Below are 19,346 nucleotides of genomic sequence, written 5' to 3'. Positions count from 1 at the left end.
GACCGGCGGGTTCAGAGAGATTGCAAGCTTGAAGCTGCAGGCGGAGGGAGTACATGAACGACTTGAAAACATTTATTATCATCGGAATTATAGTCGTTGTATTGATCATACTGGCACTTGGCCTGGAGCGGCTCAAATCGGAGCGGGCCGCAGGGGGAAGAGCTGAATTCTCAGGTTCACTCTACGATCTGGTCAGTACGTTTAAGGGGGATGCGGCCACCAGCCGCGCCTTTACCTGGTACACCGGGGACCCCGGAGCAGACGGCTGGCTTGAGGTAATAAAGGGCAAGACGTCTGATTTTACCGGAGATGGGGTCATTAAGGTTCAGGCAGCCAATACCACGGTCAAGACGGATCAGGGTACAGCAGGCGTGCACAAAGCCGAGATTACCGGACTGGAGCCGGGAACACGCTACACTTACCGGGTAGGCAGCGGAGAGGAAGAGGAGTGGAGCCCCGAATACGGGTTCAGCACTGCGGAAGCGGACAGCGGTCAGGTGACCTTTATCAACGTTACGGATTCCCAGGGAGTAACAGATGCGGATTTCGCAATCTGGGGCAACACTTTGGAACAGGCATTCAAGACCTTCCCGGCAGCAGAGTTTATTGTGCATAATGGTGATTTTACTGAAGATTCGGAGGATAGTGCGGCGTGGAATAGCTTCTTTGGCTATGTTCAGAACAGGGTGGCCAGTGTGCCCCTCATGCCGGTGACCGGTAACCATGACGAGATTGATGAAGAGGCGGAGCTGTTTACCTCACATTTCAATCTGCCGGATAACTGGGCCAAGGGTTCGATCGCCGGCACTTCCTATTCCTTCGATTACGGCCCGGTCCATGTGACTGTGCTGAACACAGAGAGTAATCTGAAGAAGCAGGCTGACTGGCTGAAGAAGGATCTGGCAGGTACGGATAAGCCGTGGACAATCGTAGCGATGCACCGTCCGGCGTATGGAGGGAACATGTACAGTAAGGTCGAGGACTGGACGGCGATTTTTGACAAATACAAGGTGGATCTTGTGCTGCAGGGACATAATCATGAGTATTCCCGTTCTTATCCGCTGCGCGCCGGTCAAATTGTACCCGAGAGTGATGGTGGCAATGTTACAACAGGCGGAACGGTCTATGTGGTGACCAACGCCTCCGGGGCCAAATTCAACGGGAAGAAGGAAGACTTGTTCTACCATAAGGTTCATTTCCAGAATAACAAACCGATGTTCGCGGGAATCACGGTTAGCGGGGATACCCTGACTTATCAGGCGTATGATACAGACGGCAACAAGCTGGATGAGTTTGTTTTGAAGCATTAGTAAGCGAGGTTCTTTTGGATGACATTCCAACAGAACCTTTTATTGTTAAAATAGTAATAAAAAGTGTGAAAATGGTACGATGATTGCTGACAGTTTTCATATGAATTCGACCGTTTTCCCTCACGGTGCAGGTTGTCAACGCTCTATAATGAAAGCGTTATTAAAGAAAGAACCTGGGAGGTTAGAACCGTGATTCGAAAACGTATCCGAAGAATGGGAATGGTTGTCCTGCTGGCGGCAATGCCCGGCTCCTTGTTTACCGTTTCTCCCGCAGTAACTCATGCCGCAGCAAGTGAAGCCTACAACTGGAACAGCGTGGTTACCGGTGCAGGCGGAGGGTTTGTTCCGGGCATTATTTTTAACCAGACTGAGCCGAACCTGATCTATGCACGGACGGATATCGGCGGTGCCTACCGCTGGAATCAGGCATCCGGCAGCTGGACATCGATCAGTGATTCTGTCGGCTGGGTGGACTGGAACAAGAATGGCGTAGACGCGCTGGCTACCGATCCGGTGAATCCGGACAAGGTGTATATGGCTACCGGTACTTATACGAACTCATGGGACGGAAATGGACAAATCATGCGCTCCAGCGACCGGGGGAATACGTGGCAGACAACGCCGCTGCCGTTCAAGGTTGGCGGTAATATGCCTGGACGTTCGGCCGGGGAACGGCTTGTGATTGACCCCAATAAGAACAGCATCCTGTTCTTCGGGGCGCGGAGCGGGAACGGCCTGTGGAAGAGCGCCGACTCCGGGGTCACCTGGTCCAAGGTCAGCGCCTTCCCTAATGTGGGGACGTATATTCAGAATCCGACGCTTGATTACGGCAATGACCTGGTGGGGTTATCCTGGATTACTTTTGATAAAAGCACAGGCACCTCCGGGAATGCCACCCAGACGATTTATGTGGGAGTAGCGGATACGGCAAGCAGTGTCTACCGCAGCACGGACGGGGGAGCAACCTGGTCTGCTCTGCCTGGTCAGCCGGTAGGTTATCTGCCGCATCATGGTGTGCTGTCATCTACTGGCGATCTGTACATTACGTACAGTAACGGTGTGGGGCCGTATGACGGAAGCAAAGGTGAGGTCTGGAAATGGAACACAACAAGCGGGGTCTGGACCAATATCAGCCCCTCCACAGGAACGGATAACTGGTACGGGTTCGGCGGTCTCGCTGTGGATGCTCAAGACCCTGACACGGTTATGGTCTCCAGTCTGAATGCGTGGTGGCCGGATGAAGTGATCTTCCGCAGCAAGGACGGCGGTGCATCCTGGAGCCGGATTTGGGATTGGGGATTTTACCCGGAGCGGAGCTATAAATTTGCCATGGATATTACCGCTGCGCCATGGCTGAATCATGGCATTACCGACTCTACCTCACTCGACCCCTCGCCGAAGCTGGGCTGGATGATGGGGGATCTGGAGATTGATCCGTTCAACTCCAACCGGATGATGTACGGTACGGGTGCGACCATCTATGGTTCAAATAATGTAGGCGCTTGGGATACCGGCGGGAAAGTCAATATTTCCGTGATGGCGAAGGGAGTAGAAGAGACTGCAGTGCTGGGGCTGATCAGCCCTCCAGCAGGAGCGCACCTGATCACCGCACTCGGGGATGTGTCCGGCTTCCGGTATGATGATGTCACTGCAGCACCGGTGAAGTTCCAGACAAGTCCCTCCTGGGCAACCACAACCGGCATCGATTATGCTGAGTTAAGTCCAGCCTATGTAGTACGTGTTGGCGGTGCGGATAAGGAGAAGACACCAAGCATGAAGTCGATTGGAATCTCCAATGATGGGGGTATCAATTGGTATATGCCAAATGGCGAGCCTTCGAACGGAACCAAGACTACCGCAGGACAGGGACAGGTGGCAGTATCGGCGAGCGGAAACTCCATCCTTTGGAGCACCTCGGATATTGGAGTATATTATTCGAAGACTACCGGCAACACTTGGACCGCAAGCGCAGGGGTTCCGGCGGGAGCCAAAATCGCTTCGGACAGAGTGAATGCGAATAAATTCTATGCCTTCTATGCGGGAACCTTCTATGTAAGTACAGATGGCGGAGCATCCTTCACGGCTACGGGGGCAACAGGCTTCCCTACCAATAATGTCGGCGATCTGCAGCCTAATCAGGCCCAGATCAGTCTGAAAGCCATGCCGGGCATTGAAGGCGATATCTGGTTCGCCGGCGGCAATACGGTTGAGAACAAATATGGCATATGGCACTCTGTCAATTCAGGTGCAAGCTTCACCAAGCTGGCCAATGTTGATGAGGCTGACCTCATCGGGTTCGGCAAGGCAGCGCCGGGCCAGAGCTACATGGCACTCTATACAGTAGCTCAGATCGACGGTGTGAGAGGGGTCTTCCGCTCCGATAATGCCGGGGCGAGCTGGGTACGGATCAATGACAATGCCCATCAGTATGCCAAAATCAACATGGCCATCACCGGAGATCCGCGCATCTACGGACGCGTATATCTGGGCACCAATGGCCGGGGCACCTTATACGCCGATCCGGTGAATCCTCCGGCGGCAGGCTCAACGATCACGCCGGTCAGCGCCAGCTTCGACAAGAAGACGGCGAATCAGGCGGATATCGCCGTGACGATGACGCTAAACGGGAACACGTTAAGCAGCATTAAGAACGGTGCGTCAACGTTGACCGCCGGAACGGATTACACTGTGAGCGGCTCGGCAGTCACGATCAGCAAGGCATATCTGGCAGCGCAGGCGGTGGGTACGACAACGCTTAGCTTCAATTTCAGCGCCGGAGCGGCGCAGACCTTGGCTGTTGCAGTTGTGGACACAACGGCACCGGCCAGTAATTCTGCGATCACGCCGGTCAGCGCCAGCTTCGACAAGAAGACGGCGAATCAGGCGGATATCGCCGTGACGATGACGCTGAACGGGAACACGTTAAGCAGCATTAAGAACGGTGCGTCAATGTTGACCGCCGGAACGGATTACACTGTGAGCGGCTCGGCAGTTACGATCAGCAAGGCGTATCTGGCAGCGCAGGCGGTGGGTACGACAACGCTGAGCTTCAATTTCAGCGCCGGAGCGGCGCAGAACTTGGCTGTTGCAGTTGTGGATACAACAACGCCGGCCAGCAATTCTGCGATCACGCCGGTCAGCGCCAGCTTCGACAAGAAGACGGCGAATCAGGCGGATATCGCCGTGACGATGACGCTGAACGGGAACACGTTAAGCAGCATTAAGAACGGTGCGTCAATGTTGACCGCCGGAACGGATTACACTGTGAGCGGCTCGGCAGTTACGATCAGCAAGGCGTATCTGGCAGCGCAGGCGGTGGGTACGACAACGCTGAGCTTCAATTTCAGCGCCGGAGCGGCGCAGACCTTGGCTGTTGCAGTAGTGGACACAACAGCACCGGCCGCTGGCGGCCTTAAAGTTCAGATGTACAACAGCGGCACAGCGGCTGCGGCCAATACGCTGAGCCCGAAGATTAAGCTGATGAATACCGGCACGGCTGCAGTTTCACTGGCCGATGTAAAGCTCAGATACTTCTACACTATTGACGGTGAGCAGACCCAGAGCTTCTTCTGCGACTGGTCGCAGGTGGGAAGCGCAAATGTGACCGGGACGTTTGTGAAGCTTCCGGTTGCCAAGACCGGGGCCGATTATTACCTGGAGCTTGGATTTACAAGTGCTGCAGGCTCACTTGCGGCCGGGGAGAGCATAGACATTCAACTGCGGGCGTCCAAGTCGGATTGGAGCAATTACACCCAGACCGGAGATTATTCCTTTAATGCAGCGGGCACAGCTTATACCGATTGGGCCAATATTCCAGCCTATATCTCCGGCAGCCTGGTATGGGGAAATGAACCTTCTTGATTAGGAGTTCAAGTGAGTAGAGTAGCAGAGTCTTGAACAGTTTCGAACAGACAGCCCCTCTCCATATTATTGCGGAGGAGGGGCTGCTTGGTGTTTGTAGAATGAATCTGCCAGCGCTGTAGAGGCTATAAAGTCTGTCCGCTGTCGACTGTTATGATCTGCCCGGTCATGGCTTCCTGAGCGAGCGCGGAGCAGATGAAACGTGCGATATCTTCCGGCGCGGCAATGCTCTGCAGCAGCAGGTTCGGTGCGAGCTTATGCATCTGCGCTTCCCGGCCTGCCCACCACCGCGTCGCTACGGCTCCTGGGGCAACGCAGTTGACCCTTATGTCAGGGGCGAGAGCCTTGGCCAGTGACCGGGTCAGTCCGTGAACAGCCGCTTTGGACACGGCATAAGGAAGTGATGAACCGGCACCCGTATTTCCGGCAATACTTCCGAGGTTGACGATGGCCCCATGCCCGCTGCTTTTCATATACGGGGCGGCTGCCCGGGCACAGAAGAACATACCTTTGACATTCACGCCGTATAATTCATCCCACACTTCGGAGGTGACTGCCTCCAGATCATCCATAGGAATATGCTGAGTGATGCTGGCATTATTCACCAGCAGATTTACAGTGTCGTAGGTCTGTACTACTTGTTCTACCATTGCCCGTACCTCGGCATCTGCGGACACATCAGCTTGTACAGCAATGGCCTGCCCACCCTGCGCTATGATCATGTCAACCGTTTCCCGGGCTTCCGCTTCCGAACGGGAATAATTTACGGCAACCTTTACGCCTTGCCCGGCAAGCTCAAGGCAGGTAGCCCGACCGATACCTGTTCCTCCGCCTGTCACTATTGCGGTTTTACCCCTCAGATCCATCCTTATCCGCTCCCGACTACTTATTGTTATTGGATATCCTGAGTACAATTGTAATCAGTTTGCCTGGTTTTGTATAATTGAATGAAATGAATGCTTGGTTCAATAATATTGAACTAATCGAGCGAACTAGAGGGACTTCAACAGCAGATGGTCAATGGACTCTGAAATGAAACACCCTCAAGCTCAGGGCAGGCTGAATGACATTCGCCATTCCCTATTGCACTCTGTACAGTAGAATTCTGTTAATTCAGTGACTTTGAGCAGAAATCAGAAAATCAATTGTATGGAGTGCAACAGAACTGATTTTAGCGCATGAAAACGCAAATTCTATTGTAGAAAATGCAATGAAGAACGATAGGACGGCGGAAAACGGGAGTCTTACTGGAAAGAGGTTAGCGCAAATGGATTTCAAAACTTTAAAAACCTTTCAGGCCATTGTAAGAACAGGAAGCTTTAACCGTGCAGCCGAAGAGCTTAGCTACGCCCAGTCTACGGTAACAATGCAGATCCAGAAGCTTGAGGCTCAGCTGGGCGTTCAGCTGCTGGAGCGCGGCAAACAGCAGGTGATCCTGACGGAGGCCGGGAGGCTGTTCCATGAGCAGAGCCTGCAGATTGTGAAAGACATGGAGCGGCTGCAGAGCAGTCTGGCTGATCTGCAGTCGGGCGGAGCTGGGAGCGTCCGGATCGGTGCAACCGATCCGACTGCGAGTTACCGGCTGCCGCAGCTTTTGCGCATATTCATGGAACAGTTTCCCCGGATCGTACTTTCAGTAGAGATTGCTGGAACAGCGGCTCTCAGCGGGCGGCTGCTTCGGGGAGAACTCGACATGATCCTGTGTTCAGCCCCGCAGCTTGGGACGGAGCTGTATTTCGAGCCGCTTTTCACCGAGGAGTTCGTGCTGCTGCTGCCTGAAGGTCATCCTCTGGAGACGGAGAAGGAGATTACTGCGGACCTGCTTCGCGGACACCGTCTGCTCATTACGGCTGCGGATTGTCCTTACCGTAAGAAGCTGGAGAGTATTTTGCAGGAAGCAGCCGGTCCCCCGCTGAACACCATGGAAATCGGCAGTATGTCCTCCTTGAAATTCTATGTGGAGAACGGTATTGGGATGGCTTTTGTGCCTGAGATTACAATACAGACTCTTCCGTCTGGTACAGTGGTCAGGAGACTGTCAGGGCCGGCAGTTGATATGAGCTGCGGAATCGCCTGCAGAATAGCTGATTACCCGCTGAGAGGGGCGAGCTTACAAGTCTATCAGTTTTTGAAGCGGGAACTGTGGATACCTGTGCATATGTAGAATAGAGCTGATAAGAACCGTTTTTGACAACTATACATTACTTCCACATCCGGCAATTCATGACGAAACTCATGGGCGGCCGGTTTTTTTTGTGTAAGGATTGAATTTATTGTACTCAAAGGGAACCTTTGTCCCGCAGTGGACCAATATAGAGTGAAAACCAATACAGAAAGGAGAGAGACAGATGACTGAGGGAGAGCTGCATGGCTGTCTGCAAAGGCTGAAAGAAGGAGACAAGGATGCTTTCACTGCGCTGCATGACAGCATCAGGCACCAGGTGTACGGGACAGTCTGTCTGCTTGTTGACCGGCAGGGCGATGTGGCAGATGTAGTGAATGAAATCTACATTGAATTGTTCCGTAGTCTGCCGCAGTATGACAGGAATCGGCCCTTTGGGGCATGGCTGAACGGAATGATTGTACGGCAATGCAGCAACTGGAGCCGGAGAAGCTGGCGCAGGCTGCGCATCCAGATCCGCAGCAGGGAGAATGCATCAGAGTTGTTGCTGCCGGGGGCGGATACACCGCTCCTTGAGCAGGAACAGCGGGGAGAGCTGCTTCAGCTGGTGGCAGGGCTTCCCCCTAAACTGCGCAGTGTTGTTGTCCTTCGCTACTATGGGGAATGCAGTTTTGACGAGATTGCCTCTGCCCTGGAGATACCGCTGGGTACCGCTAAATCCAGGCATCACAAGGCAATGCGCAAGCTGCGGCAGCAAGCCGTATTCACAGAGGAAGATGAGATGAAGGGGGACTATACATGCCTGTCGAAAGTCAATTGAAACGGGAGTTTGCCAGCTTTAAGCAGAATACAGTAATGCCGGAACAGCTGGAGACACAGATTTCCGCAAGCTTTGATCAGTACTTTAAATCCCAAAACGAATGGAAAACCAAAAAACACATTCGCGGCACTGCAAGGATAGCGGTTGTTCTCTGCGGAATAATGCTGTTCGGAGGCGTGGTTTATGGTGCGGATAGGTTATGGGCCGTTACATATGGTTCTACTGGAATAGAGGCGATTGTTCATTCGGACTATACTGAATCCGTTGAACACGGTGAGCACGTGAAGCTGCTTGTTGAAGACATTCAGACTAAACTGGCTGTGAATGAATCCGCCTTCCTGTATGTGTCACTGCCCGAAGGGGGATATGACCTGCTTAAGGTAAACCGTCCGCAGCTGTTCTCCGATCTAGAGAGCTGGAAGGAGGTCATCGAGCCAATTACAGGAAAGCTGGCTGTACCTAGCAGTCTGCCGGAAGGATATTATTTTGCCGAAGCGAGGTCTGACAGTCAGCTTGGGATTATAGACGAATCCTGGGTAAAGAAATACACCAATGTCCTCTCGAAAAGGGTCAAGCCCGGTGAGGATTATGCCTGGATCAAGAGCTTCAATACTCCTAATAGAATAGCTAAGACTGTAAGCCCGCAGCTCATATATGAGGGTCCAAGAGGAAAAAGTGATGCAATTGTAGTTAAGTATACGCCTAGCGGACTGGAAGCGCAGCTCACAGCAAATTTTGCGGGGGCTACTACGGTTGAGGAGATAAAGGTTGGATCTTTAGATGCTTTATATATTGTGAATAAAGAAGCTTATGGGAACCAAAACAACTATTATGCTTATATCCAGTGGATCGAGCTAGGGGAGAATAGCGAATGGAACATTCTGCATGAAGTAAGCACAGAATCACCGGACGTATCCAAAGAGACTTTGCTTAAAGTTGCCGAAGGGCTGCGCTAAAGCAGCCTATGCCAAGGTCAGCTTTATGCTTGTCCGGCTATAACTAAAAAAATCCCCTATAACACATATAAACCTCTATTATTGATAGCTTCATCAACAATAGAGGTTTATATTATAACCACTATACCCATGTTCTTCTCAGACTCCTTATCCTATCCTTTGTACTCAGCCGGGTAGAAATCGTCCGAGGCGGCAGTCAATTTGCCTATCCTGCCCGTTAAATCTTCTCTAATTCATCCGCTGACCACGATAGGATTGATTGTGGGCTTTTGAGCTTAAAGAAGCTCATACCATTTCGTGTAGGGATGGATTGAAGGCTATAACGCCAGGATCAAAGATATAGTCTCAAGCTCAGGGAGTACAGCTGCTTAAGAGGACTGCCGGAGATTCTGCCCCCGCATGCGTTCTTACCGCAGTGTATGGTTCCTTGAGTTGATACCTGTATTATACCGGGATTCACCGCAGCCGTAAAAAGGCGAATACTTTAAATTTGCGGTTATTTTTCGCCGTAAGATCATGTAAGCGCTATTATGCTTCCTTATCCTTAGTTTTTAGGAGGATTCAGAACAATAGTTATTCACTCTAAACTTGATCCAACGTAACCCAGTCGCTGTAAGGAGGGATAAATACTCTGGACCGCAATCGGCGGTGTCAATCCGCGGACTGATTGCCGGTATATCGAAGCGGATTTCTTGCTGAAGTGGACTGAGAGGCCGTTATTTCGCCAAAAAGCCTCATGATCCGGAGGATTCGGACTGAGAATCCTTTATCCTGTTCTTTTAAGCGCTAAAACAAGGCGTTTCAGGATATTAACGGAATCTCAGTCCGAATGTCCTGCGAATTCGCCATTTCTTCGCAAATAACGGAATCTCAGTCCTCCTCACAAGCTGATGAGTTCATGAGCCCGTGATGCTCCAGCCAATCTCCAGACAAGCTCAGGTGAGGAAAAGTGCAATTGCTAAGCTTCTTAGCACCAGCATGATTTGTCCGCAGGTAAGCTTCACAATCTCTAGCTTGATTCACCTGCAGGGCAAAATTGGTGCCCTGGAACAGTGCCGTCTTATAAAATGGACGGCAAAAGCCTTGCCGTTTGCTGTATAATTTACTGATTGTTATGTTGCGGTTCAGCTATCCGGGTACTTGAAGGAGGAAGAAAAGGATGCGTTTGTTTGGAGTGAGGCTTGACGGAACCCGCAGCGGGTTAATCAAGTCTTTTCTGGAGGATAATTATGTATGTGCGGGAGATCCCTTTGCTGGAGATCTGGAGACTAGCGGAAGAGAGGATATCCGCAGCAGACTTGCTGCATCCGGAGCTTATCAGGGGCAAGAGCTGGAAGAGGCACTTGGCAGTTTAGACATCTTCATCAACGTGATGCAGGATGGGGATTATGTGCTGATTGCGGATGAGGAATGGGTATACCTTGGCGATCTGGGGGATTATTTCTATGATGCCCGGCAGGAGAGTGTGGAGGGCGGAACTGCGCACCGGCGCGGAGTAACCTGGCTGAAGAGTCTGCCCCGTACAGCTGTGAATTCTGCAGTACAAGCACTGCTTGCTTCGGATCAGGAAGTTACCCGTTATTCAGGAGTGCTGCCTGCAGCAAGAATGGATTTGTGGCTTGCAGACTCTTCGGCTGGCGATGTAGAAGCTGCTCATTCCCCGGCCCGTGTGGATGAAGCCACAATAGCTGAGGCGCTGGCTGTTCTGAAGGCTGCCCTGCACAGTCCGGATGCGGAGCGGCGGGAACGCGCGGCAGCGGCTATATTGCATTATGCCAAATAATCATCAGGCAGAAGCCTTATCTTATAGAGTGACAGCAAAAAGGTCTTCCGGTTAAGCTGCCGGAAGACCTTTTTGCTGTCAACTATGAAACAGGGACTTCTCTGGACCAGGTGTAGGCTCAGATAAATTCTACAAACTCATTAACCGGCTTGCGGTAGCCGCGCGGTCTAATTTTGTGCTTGTTGTCTTTGCCGATCGTAATCAGCATTACCGGAACGAAGTTATCGCTGAGTCCGAGAGTAGCTTTCACCGCCTCCGGATCAAAACCGATCATCGGGCAGGTATCCCATCCCTTGTCCTTGGCAATCAGCATGAACTGCATAGCCGACAAGGAAGCATTGCGGATCGCTTCATCCCGCTGGAAAGCGTCTTTTCCGGTGTAAGAATCATTAATAGACTGAATAGTACGGTCGTAATCGTCTTCACTCATGGCTCCCAGCATTTTAAGTCCGCTATAGATTTCTGGAGCCTGCTGGTAGGCATTTTTATCACCCAGCACGACGATGACAGCCGATGCAGTGTGGATTTTGTATTGGCCGTACGCACCTTTACGGATTTCTTCCTTCACAGTATCATCGCTAATGACTTTGTAGTGGGCGTGCTGCAGGTTGAAGGCCGATGGAGCCAGCCGGGCCAGTGAGAACATCTCCTCCAGCTCATTCTGTGGGATTTTCACCCCTTCAACGAAATTCATAGCCGATCTGCGGGACTGAACTAATTCTGAAAAAGTACTCATAAATAATGACCTCCATTGGGATATGTATGTTGGTTAGTAATAATCAATAGCTGATATTAATAAATAAACTTACAATAAGTTACTTACTTAAAATATCACGACCACAAGCATACGTCAATGATTAAACAACATTAAATTGTGAATTTTAGTTCAAATAGTCGATAAGTTTTGAAAAAGTGAGAAAAGAAGTGATTTTAATCACAAAATAAGGCTATAAAGCCAAAAACATTGTGACATTTATTACAACCGGAATGTTATAATAGTCACATAGTTTCAGTGGATGAATACTTTTAAGCAGCAATGCCATTGTAAAGGAGACTTTGATATGTCAGAAACCATTACCCAAACCCCTTTGGAACAAGAAATACCCGCAGCAGGCCTTCCCCAAGAGGATTTGCTGAATCAGCTTCTGAAACCGGAAGTTCAGGAATCCCTGATCCTTCTGGTGGAGCAGCTGCCGCAGATTACCCAACTGGTGAATGTATTAACCAAATCGGTCGATTTCGTACAATCGGTTGCAACGGATGAAGTATTGAAAAATGATACGGTAGGCGCAATCAAGGAGATGGCGGGTCCTGTGGTAGGCTCTGTCAAGAATCTGGCGGCTACGGTTATTGAAGCGAAAGACCGCGCGGATGCAAGCAGTGAAACCATCAGCTTGTTTGGCATGATGAAAATGATCAAGGACCCGCAGGTACAGAACGTGCTCCGTTTCATGAATGCATACCTGCAGGTCAGCGGCGAACGCCAATCCGGTAAGTAATTATTGTTCAAATCTTAATCGTAAGGACGGAGGAAATATGATGTCAAAACACATAGTTATTCTAGGTGCAGGTTATGGCGGCTTATTGAGTGCGCTAACCGTGCGCAAATACATGAGCAAAGCTGAAGCCAGAGTTACAGTGGTTAATCAGTATCCAACACACCAGATCATAACCGAGCTACACCGCCTTGCAGCAGGTAGTGCTTCGGAACAGGCGGTTGCCATGCCACTTGCGAAGCTGTTCGCCGGTAAGGATATCGATCTGAAGATTGCCAAGGTTAATTCGTTCTCGGTAGAGAACAAGCAGATCGTCCTCTCAGATGGTGTAATGCTGACTTATGATGCTCTCGTTGTCGGTCTGGGCAGCACGACGGCTTATTTCGGCATTCCGGGACTTGAACAGTACAGCATGGTGCTGAAATCGGCGGCGGATGCACTGAGGATTCACGGACATATTGAAGACCGGATTCGTGAATATGCCAAAAGCGGCAACGCGGCCGATGCAACCATCCTGATCGGCGGGGGCGGCTTGACAGGTGTTGAGCTTGTAGGTGAAATTGCCGATGTATTGCCCAAGCTGACTAAGAAATATGGAGCGAACCCGGCTGAAATCCAGCTGCTGCTCGTAGAAGCCGGACCGAAGATTCTTCCGGTCCTGCCGGATCATCTGATTGAGCGCGCTACAACCAGCCTCGAGAAACGCGGAGTTCAGTTCCTGACTGGTCTTCCCGTTACGAATGTAGCAGGCAATACCATTGATCTGAAGGACGGCCGCCAGATTGTGGCGAATACCTTCGTCTGGACCGGCGGCGTGCAGGGCAACCCGCTGATCGGTGAGTCCGGGCTTGAAGTGAACCGCGGCCGCGCAACCGTGAATGAGTTCCTGCAATCCACTTCACACCAGAATGTATTTGTAGCCGGTGACAGTGCGGTTGTGTTCGCACCGGACGGCCGTCCGTATCCGCCAACGGCACAAATTGCCTGGCAGATGGGTGAACTGATCGGCTATAACCTTTACGCTTACCTGAATGACAAAGCCTCCGAGACCTTCAGTCCGGTGAATTCCGGGACACTTGCCAGTCTGGGACGCAGAGACGGAGTAGCGATTGTCGGCGGCAATTCCACACCGCTGAAGGGTCTGCCGGCAACGCTGATGAAGGAAGCAAGCAATATCCGGTATTTAACCCATATTCACGGGTTATTCAGTCTGGCCTATTAATTCTCTCCTAACCATCTATACCTATTGCAGGCCGCTTCCATGCGGCAGATCATCCCCTTCAACCGCCAGCAGGCAGTTGAAGGGGATTTTTCATGCATTCAGACTGTGCAAGGAGAGCTGTGTGAAATTACATAGTAAATTACTGGAAGTTTCTTTATCCTGAATGAGGCATACATCCTATATATGAACTTATTGCGCAGCACTAGGAGGAGAAGATGATTCAGAACGGATTTATCTGCAATTGGATGGAGGTTCAAACGGACGGGCAGGGCCGCGGATTGTATTATAAATATTCTGCACACCGTGCACCTGCTGTCATCTTTATTTCCGGATTAGGGGATGGTTGCGATTCCTGGAGCGGTGTCCAGGAGAATATTGCACAGCATGCCTCAACGCTCGCTTATGACAGAGCGGGTACCGGGACCAGCCCGGGAGTGCCGGGACCGCGCACCTGCCAGGATCTGGTGGAGGAGCTGTACCGGCTGCTGGCACTGCTGGATATTAAAGCCCCTTATATTCTGGTCGGTCATTCCTTTGGCGGTCTGGTAGCCAGATTGTTCGCCTGCTGCTATCCGGAGCGGATTGCGGGAATTGTACTGATAGATGCTGCAGGCGAATATAAGGAGCTTACTTATGAGCGGGTGCTGCCCCCGCAGCATATCGCTGCGAACCGGGCGTACCTGCTGAACCCTTCGCTCAATAAGGAGCAGATCGATAAGATGCAGAGCTATAAGCAGATCTCTGCTGCCCGGGGTTCCATGCCAAGCCAGGTTCCGCTATCGGTGATAACCAGGGGGCTTGCGGATGAGGAGGGATCAGACTGGCCGGCACATGCGATACTGGAGATCGAGCAGAAGAACCAGGCGGAGTTCCTGGAATTATCTTCAGCCAGCAGACAGCTGATTGCGCCGGGTAGCGGTCATTATATCCATCATGACCAGCCCGGGCTGGTCATTGAAGTAATCATAGGGATGATACAGGCTCATTCTAACGGGCTTAAATACTGATATCAGCGTCTTCACAAGAACCTTCACAGTACTGGTGATTAGCTTGATCGCACAGCGCCACAAGGAGCATCCATTCCTTACATCTGAGGGTTTCCGGCTTCTGAAGTTGAGCGGATCGCCGCCAGGTTCGGTGGCCTGGCAATCAACCGAGAAGCCGCAGAAGGCAACCTGAATACTGTCCTGAATGAAGCGCTTAGAGCCGTGAACAGATTTACTCCGTAAATATGTAATGAAAACGTATTCGCAGGAAAATCTATTTGTTATAATGTTGATGTTTATACCATTTCAGATGTTTTCATAGGAGGATTTCAGGCATGCCATTTCAAAAGAACGATATCATCCTGTTCCAGGGTGATAGTATCACGGATTGCGGCCGCAATTACGCAGACGCTTCATCACTTGGTGTAGGTTACGCGCTGATGGCGGGCGCTCGTCTTGGGCTGCAGTATCCGGAGAAGAACCTTACCTTCATCAACCGCGGCATCAGCGGCAACCGCGCCGTGGATCTGCAGGAGCGCTGGGACCGGGATTGTCTGGAGCTTAAGCCGACCTGGGTGTCGATTTATATCGGTGTTAATGATACCTGGCGCTGGTTCGATTCCGGGCAGGAGACTACAGCAGCTGAGTTTGAGGCTTCCTACCGTGATCTGATTGAACGCACCAAGCAGAGCCTGGATGCCAAGCTGGTGCTGGTTGAGCCGTTCGTACTGCCGGTGCCGGAAGACCGTAAGGGCTGGCGTAAGGACCTGGACCCGAAAATTCATGTGGTCCGTGAGCTGGCCCGTGAATATGGCGCTGTATTGGTCCCGCTGGACGGACTGTTCGCCGCCGCGTCGGTTAAGGCCGAGCCTGCCTTCTGGGCCGGGGATGGCGTACATCCTTCACCTGCCGGCCATGCGCTGATTGCAGAAGCCTGGATGAAGGCTGTAGGGGCTATAAGCTAAAGCGGAATATAGCAGACTACTCCCTACATATTGAATTTGCTGCTCAGACCGGTTCCTGCGTATCAAGCGGACCGGTTTTTGCCATACACCGGGGCGGATAGGTTTCCTTCTGAACGGAAGCGGGAGATCCGTGAATTTCACTCTGCTTAAGAAGGCTGTTATACTTGTATCATACATAAGGATGTGGAGGTGGAACCCATAAGGCGGCTACAGCTGATTCTGCCTGTTTTTCTGGTTGTGCTATTAAGCGGCTGCCAGAATGCTTTCGGCTACATTAATTCAAGATGGATTTCTGAAATTGATTTGACCTATAACTCTATAGAGAGCCAAGCGGAGACGGCTCCCTCTGAGTCCAGGATTTTCAAAGACGGCGAGTTCATTAAGACGATGGCTTCTGCCATGAATACAAGCAAGCGTATTGCGGGAGAGCTGGATTACGATGCGGATTTCCGCATGAAGCTGGTGTACGGGGACGGCTACACAGAAGAATTTATTCTGGGTCTGGGCGAGCAGGAGGGGAACACCGGTCTGCTGCTGTCCGCTGAGCGCAGCGGGACAGGCTATACAGTCTCCGCCAAGAATGCCGATAAGCTGCGCAGGCTGATCTTCAGCGGCGGAAGTCCAGCAGCGGCGAAGTCCGAAGCGGATGAGGCATCGGTGGTAACTCAAGGTCCGATAACGGTCTCACGCAAAGATTTATTCCCGGTCACAGGAAACAAGGAATTTCTGAACCTGCAGCTGCTGAAAGGCAGCTACAGCGAGGATTGGTCCATCCCTTCTCCGCTGGCTGGACGGAACTGGAGCGGGCAATTCCGGCTGGCCATTACGGATGAACAGGGCGCAGCACTGGGCACGTTCGCGCTGAGCCGGCATTTCACCGAAGAATTGAGCTTCGGCGATTTGTTCCAGATTCAGTTCGCTGATTACAACGGAGACGGTAATCCTGATTTTACGGTTGGCCAATATGGTTCTTCGAATGGATCATTGTTCAAGCTGTTTACATTGAGACCGGATCATACGATCCAGGAGCTGCAGATTAAGGGGGCGGCATCCGGGCTGTTTATCAGTAGTCCTGAACGGTATTCGGTCAAGCTGGAGGCAGTCGAAGGCGGTTTCCAGGCGGATCATTATGACAACGCTCTTGGCAGGCAGGTTGAGTCTTCATACCGCTGGGACGGAGCTGCTTTTCAGGAAGTAGCCCCCTGAACCGCGGCTGAGAAGATAAGGAAGTGGAGGACCTGCAATTGTACAATATAATCGCTGTAATCTCCGATATACATAGCAACAGGTTTGCACTTGAAGCCGTGCTTAGAGACCTGGACAATCTGAAGGCTGATCTTATCATCAACCTGGGCGACAGCCTATTCGGGCCGCTAGACCCTCTGGCTACTGCAGAGCTGCTGATGCAGCGCCCGGATATAATCAACATCATGGGGAATTGTGATGAGCAGCTGCTGGAGGAGACGGGTACATCGCTCACCTACCGTTATGTTAAACCGCTGCTCCGGGAACAGGAAGAGAGCTGGATCCGAAGCCACCGCGGAACGTGGAGCTACGATGGATTATTGTTCTGTCACGGAACACCGTGGAGCAATACCGAGTACCTGCTGGAGGAACTTACGCCAGCTGCCGGTCCGATCTATAAGCCGGCGGAACAATTGGCGGCGGAGCTGCACAGGATAGAGGAGCGGATTGTTTTTTGCGGGCATAGCCATGTGTTCCACTTGCTGGAGCTGCCGGAAGGAAAGCAGGCGGTGAACCCCGGAAGTGTAGGCCTGCCCGCGTATGAGGAGGAACTTCCATATGCCTATGTTATGAAGTCGGGCACGCCTTTAGCCAGCTATTGCTTGTGCATCAGGGACAATGGTTCACCGGGCGGCTGGTGTATTGACCACAGGCTGGTTGAATACGACTGGGACAAGGCGGCGGACCTTGCGGAAGAGGCCGGGCGGCCTGATTATGCGGTGGCGATCCGCTATGGACGGATGACCGGAGAATCAACAGATACGAGAGGAATGTGAACAGGATGACGAGCGAGACACTGCAGGATTTGCAAGGACTGAAGGCAGCCGGTAAAGTGGTAGGCCACACCATCGCCGAGATGAAGAAAAGTGTAGTTCCCGGAATGACGACTGCGGAGCTGGACGAAGTGGGTGCGAGGATTCTGAACCATTTTGGCGCGAAATCTGCCCCTAAGGTAACCTATAACTTTCCCGGAACCACGTGCATCAGTGTCAATGAAGAGGTGGCACACGGAATCCCGGGTCAACGGGTGATCCAGGCCGGCGATTTAATCAATATTGATGTCTCGGCTGAGCTGAACGGGTACTACGGGGATGCCGGTGTCTCTTTTCAACTGCCTCCTTATAATGAGAAGCTGGTCCATCTCTGCCGGAGTACGGAGGAAACTATGATGAGTGTGATTAATCACCTCAGAGCGGGAATGAAGGTGAACGAGATCGGCCGGGTCATGGAGTCGGAGGCACACAAGCGCGGCTACAAGGTTGTGCGCAATCTGTGCAGCCACGGCATCGGCAAATCGTTGCATGAGAAGCCTTACGAGATCCTGCCGTTCTATAATCCGCGGGTAACGACTGTGCTGAAGGAAGGTCAGGTCATTACGATAGAGCCATTCCTGTCTACGGGTGCGGATTTTGTAGAGCAGCAGTCGGATGGATGGACGCTCAGTGTGGCGGACAACAGCCGTGTTGCCCAGTATGAACATACAATTGTGGTCACCAAAGGCAAACCGATTATTCTGACAAGCGCCTAAGAGCTTAGCACCTAAGAACGAACAGATACGGTCTGCCCTGAAGAGGGTGGACTTCTTTATTATTGTATTCTAGCAATGGAGGGACAAAGAATGGACAATCTACCGCAAGTCAGCAATGCATTCATGACGTTTATGAAGGAAGCACCGGAGCAGCAGAAGGCCTGGGGGGAAGTCGTGCAGAAGCTGGATGCAGCAAGTGCGCTTGATGCCAAAACAGAAGAAATTGCCTATATCTCCGTACTCGCAGCAGTCAGGCTGGAGAGCGGGCTGGCCTTTCATGTCAAGCATGCCAAATCACTCGGCGCTACCCGTGAGGAGATTATCAGCGCAGTCCTGCTGCCTCTTCCGGCTGTAGGCAATGTGGTCATTCAGGCCTTGCCCGTTGCTTTACAGGCTTACGACAGCGAGTAATATTGCAGAACGACGGATATAGAAGGAGCGGGTAGCGTGAAAATTGCTTTTATTCTGTTTGACGGCATTACGTTTTTGGATTTTGCGGGTTTTTATGATGTAATCTACAGGCTGCGCCAGTTCCCTGCAGGGGAAGGGCTGGAGTGGGATATCTGCGGTCCGGCCGGAGAAATCACAGATGAAATGGGTCTTACGGTCAAAACAGGTAAAGTGCTGCCGGATTTATCAGTGTATGATCTGGTATTTGTACCCGGCGGGTTCGGGACGAGGGCATTGCGTCATGACGAGAGCTTTATCTCCTGGCTTCAGGGAGCAAGCGGGGTTCCCTATCTGGTATCCGTATGCACCGGTGCCCTGCTGCTGGGTGCTGCCGGATTGCTGGAGGGACGCAGGGCCACAACACATACATCGGCTTATGAGCTGCTTGAGCCGTATTGCCGGGAAGTGGTTCAGGCCCGGATTGTCCAGGACGGGAATGTTATTACCGGAGGCGGGGTCTCAACCTCAATTGATCTGGGATTATATCTGGTATCCTTATTTGCCGGCCGGGAGGCTATGGCTGCCGTGAAGCAGCAGATCGACTATCCGTATGACGCGCAAGGTATTGTAATGTACTCCAATGAAGGAAACCATTGAAACCG

Annotated in this window: 18 protein-coding genes; 16 read left to right on the top strand and 2 right to left on the bottom strand. The window is 51.7% G+C overall.

Annotated features, from left to right (window positions below; genetic code table 11):
• Positions 1-53: 53 nt before the first annotated feature.
• Entirely contained in the window at positions 54-1,310 is a 1,257-nt protein-coding gene (locus tag MKZ24_RS24325) for a purple acid phosphatase family protein (protein WP_340787590.1), read from the top strand.
• A gap of 192 nt (positions 1,311-1,502) precedes the next feature.
• Positions 1,503-5,171, top strand: coding sequence for a X2-like carbohydrate binding domain-containing protein (locus MKZ24_RS24320; protein ID WP_442950517.1), 3,669 nt, complete (start codon positions 1,503-1,505; stop codon positions 5,169-5,171).
• 125 nt (positions 5,172-5,296) lie between these two features.
• Here the strand turns inward: MKZ24_RS24320 and MKZ24_RS24315 are convergent, their stop codons facing one another.
• The gene (locus MKZ24_RS24315) at positions 5,297-6,037 is read right to left on the bottom strand and encodes an SDR family NAD(P)-dependent oxidoreductase (protein WP_042235504.1); all 741 of its coding nucleotides are present in this window, start codon (positions 6,035-6,037) and stop codon (positions 5,297-5,299) included.
• A 401-nt stretch (positions 6,038-6,438) separates the two neighbouring features.
• Here MKZ24_RS24315 and MKZ24_RS24310 point away from each other — a divergent pair, with 401 nt between their 5' ends.
• From MKZ24_RS24310 to MKZ24_RS24295, 4 genes are all read left to right on the top strand, one after another.
• Positions 6,439-7,335 (top strand): LysR family transcriptional regulator, encoded by an 897-nt coding sequence (locus MKZ24_RS24310; RefSeq protein ID WP_042235508.1) that lies wholly within the window; start codon positions 6,439-6,441, stop codon positions 7,333-7,335.
• 184 nt (positions 7,336-7,519) lie between these two features.
• The gene (locus MKZ24_RS24305) at positions 7,520-8,113 is read left to right on the top strand and encodes a sigma-70 family RNA polymerase sigma factor (RefSeq protein ID WP_042235510.1); all 594 of its coding nucleotides are present in this window, start codon (positions 7,520-7,522) and stop codon (positions 8,111-8,113) included.
• A gap of 35 nt (positions 8,114-8,148) precedes the next feature.
• On the top strand, positions 8,149-9,069 hold the full coding sequence (locus tag MKZ24_RS24300) for a hypothetical protein (protein ID WP_156123109.1): 921 nt from the start codon (positions 8,149-8,151) through the stop codon (positions 9,067-9,069).
• A gap of 1,159 nt (positions 9,070-10,228) precedes the next feature.
• Complete coding sequence (locus MKZ24_RS24295) at positions 10,229-10,852, top strand: hypothetical protein (RefSeq protein ID WP_042235515.1); 624 nt, start codon at positions 10,229-10,231, stop codon at positions 10,850-10,852.
• Between the two features lie 118 nt (positions 10,853-10,970).
• Here MKZ24_RS24295 and MKZ24_RS24290 read toward each other — a convergent pair whose 3' ends face one another.
• On the bottom strand, positions 10,971-11,588 hold the full coding sequence (locus tag MKZ24_RS24290; protein WP_042235519.1) for a nitroreductase family protein: 618 nt from the start codon (positions 11,586-11,588) through the stop codon (positions 10,971-10,973).
• Between the two features lie 325 nt (positions 11,589-11,913).
• Here MKZ24_RS24290 and MKZ24_RS24285 point away from each other — a divergent pair, with 325 nt between their 5' ends.
• The 10 genes from MKZ24_RS24285 to MKZ24_RS24245 all read left to right on the top strand — a co-directional run bounded on the left by MKZ24_RS24285 (position 11,914) and on the right by MKZ24_RS24245 (position 19,341).
• The gene (locus tag MKZ24_RS24285) at positions 11,914-12,351 is read left to right on the top strand and encodes a DUF1641 domain-containing protein (RefSeq protein ID WP_042136226.1); all 438 of its coding nucleotides are present in this window, start codon (positions 11,914-11,916) and stop codon (positions 12,349-12,351) included.
• A gap of 40 nt (positions 12,352-12,391) precedes the next feature.
• Entirely contained in the window at positions 12,392-13,570 is a 1,179-nt protein-coding gene (locus MKZ24_RS24280; protein ID WP_340790212.1) for an NAD(P)/FAD-dependent oxidoreductase, read from the top strand.
• Positions 13,571-13,785: 215 nt separating this feature from the next.
• Positions 13,786-14,577 carry an alpha/beta fold hydrolase gene (locus MKZ24_RS24275; RefSeq protein WP_231637850.1) on the top strand — a complete coding sequence of 264 codons (792 nt, stop codon included), beginning with the start codon at positions 13,786-13,788 and terminating at the stop codon, positions 14,575-14,577.
• 34 nt (positions 14,578-14,611) lie between these two features.
• Positions 14,612-14,749: a hypothetical protein gene (locus tag MKZ24_RS33160; RefSeq protein WP_445323679.1), complete on the top strand. Its 138-nt coding sequence runs from the start codon at positions 14,612-14,614 to the stop codon at positions 14,747-14,749.
• 142 nt (positions 14,750-14,891) lie between these two features.
• The gene (locus MKZ24_RS24270; protein WP_042136230.1) at positions 14,892-15,521 is read left to right on the top strand and encodes an SGNH/GDSL hydrolase family protein; all 630 of its coding nucleotides are present in this window, start codon (positions 14,892-14,894) and stop codon (positions 15,519-15,521) included.
• Between the two features lie 189 nt (positions 15,522-15,710).
• On the top strand, positions 15,711-16,727 hold the full coding sequence (locus MKZ24_RS24265) for a hypothetical protein (protein WP_340787579.1): 1,017 nt from the start codon (positions 15,711-15,713) through the stop codon (positions 16,725-16,727).
• Positions 16,728-16,765: 38 nt separating this feature from the next.
• Complete coding sequence (locus MKZ24_RS24260) at positions 16,766-17,542, top strand: metallophosphoesterase family protein (RefSeq protein WP_340787577.1); 777 nt, start codon at positions 16,766-16,768, stop codon at positions 17,540-17,542.
• Between the two features lie 5 nt (positions 17,543-17,547).
• Positions 17,548-18,294, top strand: coding sequence for a type I methionyl aminopeptidase (map, locus tag MKZ24_RS24255; protein WP_039297084.1), 747 nt, complete (start codon positions 17,548-17,550; stop codon positions 18,292-18,294).
• Positions 18,295-18,384: 90 nt separating this feature from the next.
• Positions 18,385-18,705 (top strand): carboxymuconolactone decarboxylase family protein, encoded by a 321-nt coding sequence (locus MKZ24_RS24250; protein ID WP_042136236.1) that lies wholly within the window; start codon positions 18,385-18,387, stop codon positions 18,703-18,705.
• A 36-nt stretch (positions 18,706-18,741) separates the two neighbouring features.
• Positions 18,742-19,341 (top strand): DJ-1/PfpI family protein, encoded by a 600-nt coding sequence (locus MKZ24_RS24245; RefSeq protein WP_340787570.1) that lies wholly within the window; start codon positions 18,742-18,744, stop codon positions 19,339-19,341.
• Positions 19,342-19,346: the final 5 nt, after the last annotated feature.

Source organism: Paenibacillus sp. FSL R7-0297, from assembly GCF_038009025.1.
Taxonomy (GTDB): Bacteria; Bacillota; Bacilli; order Paenibacillales; family Paenibacillaceae; genus Paenibacillus_AQ.
The sequence above is the reverse complement of the archived record's forward strand: the minus strand, read 5'-3'. Positions and strand labels throughout refer to the sequence as shown.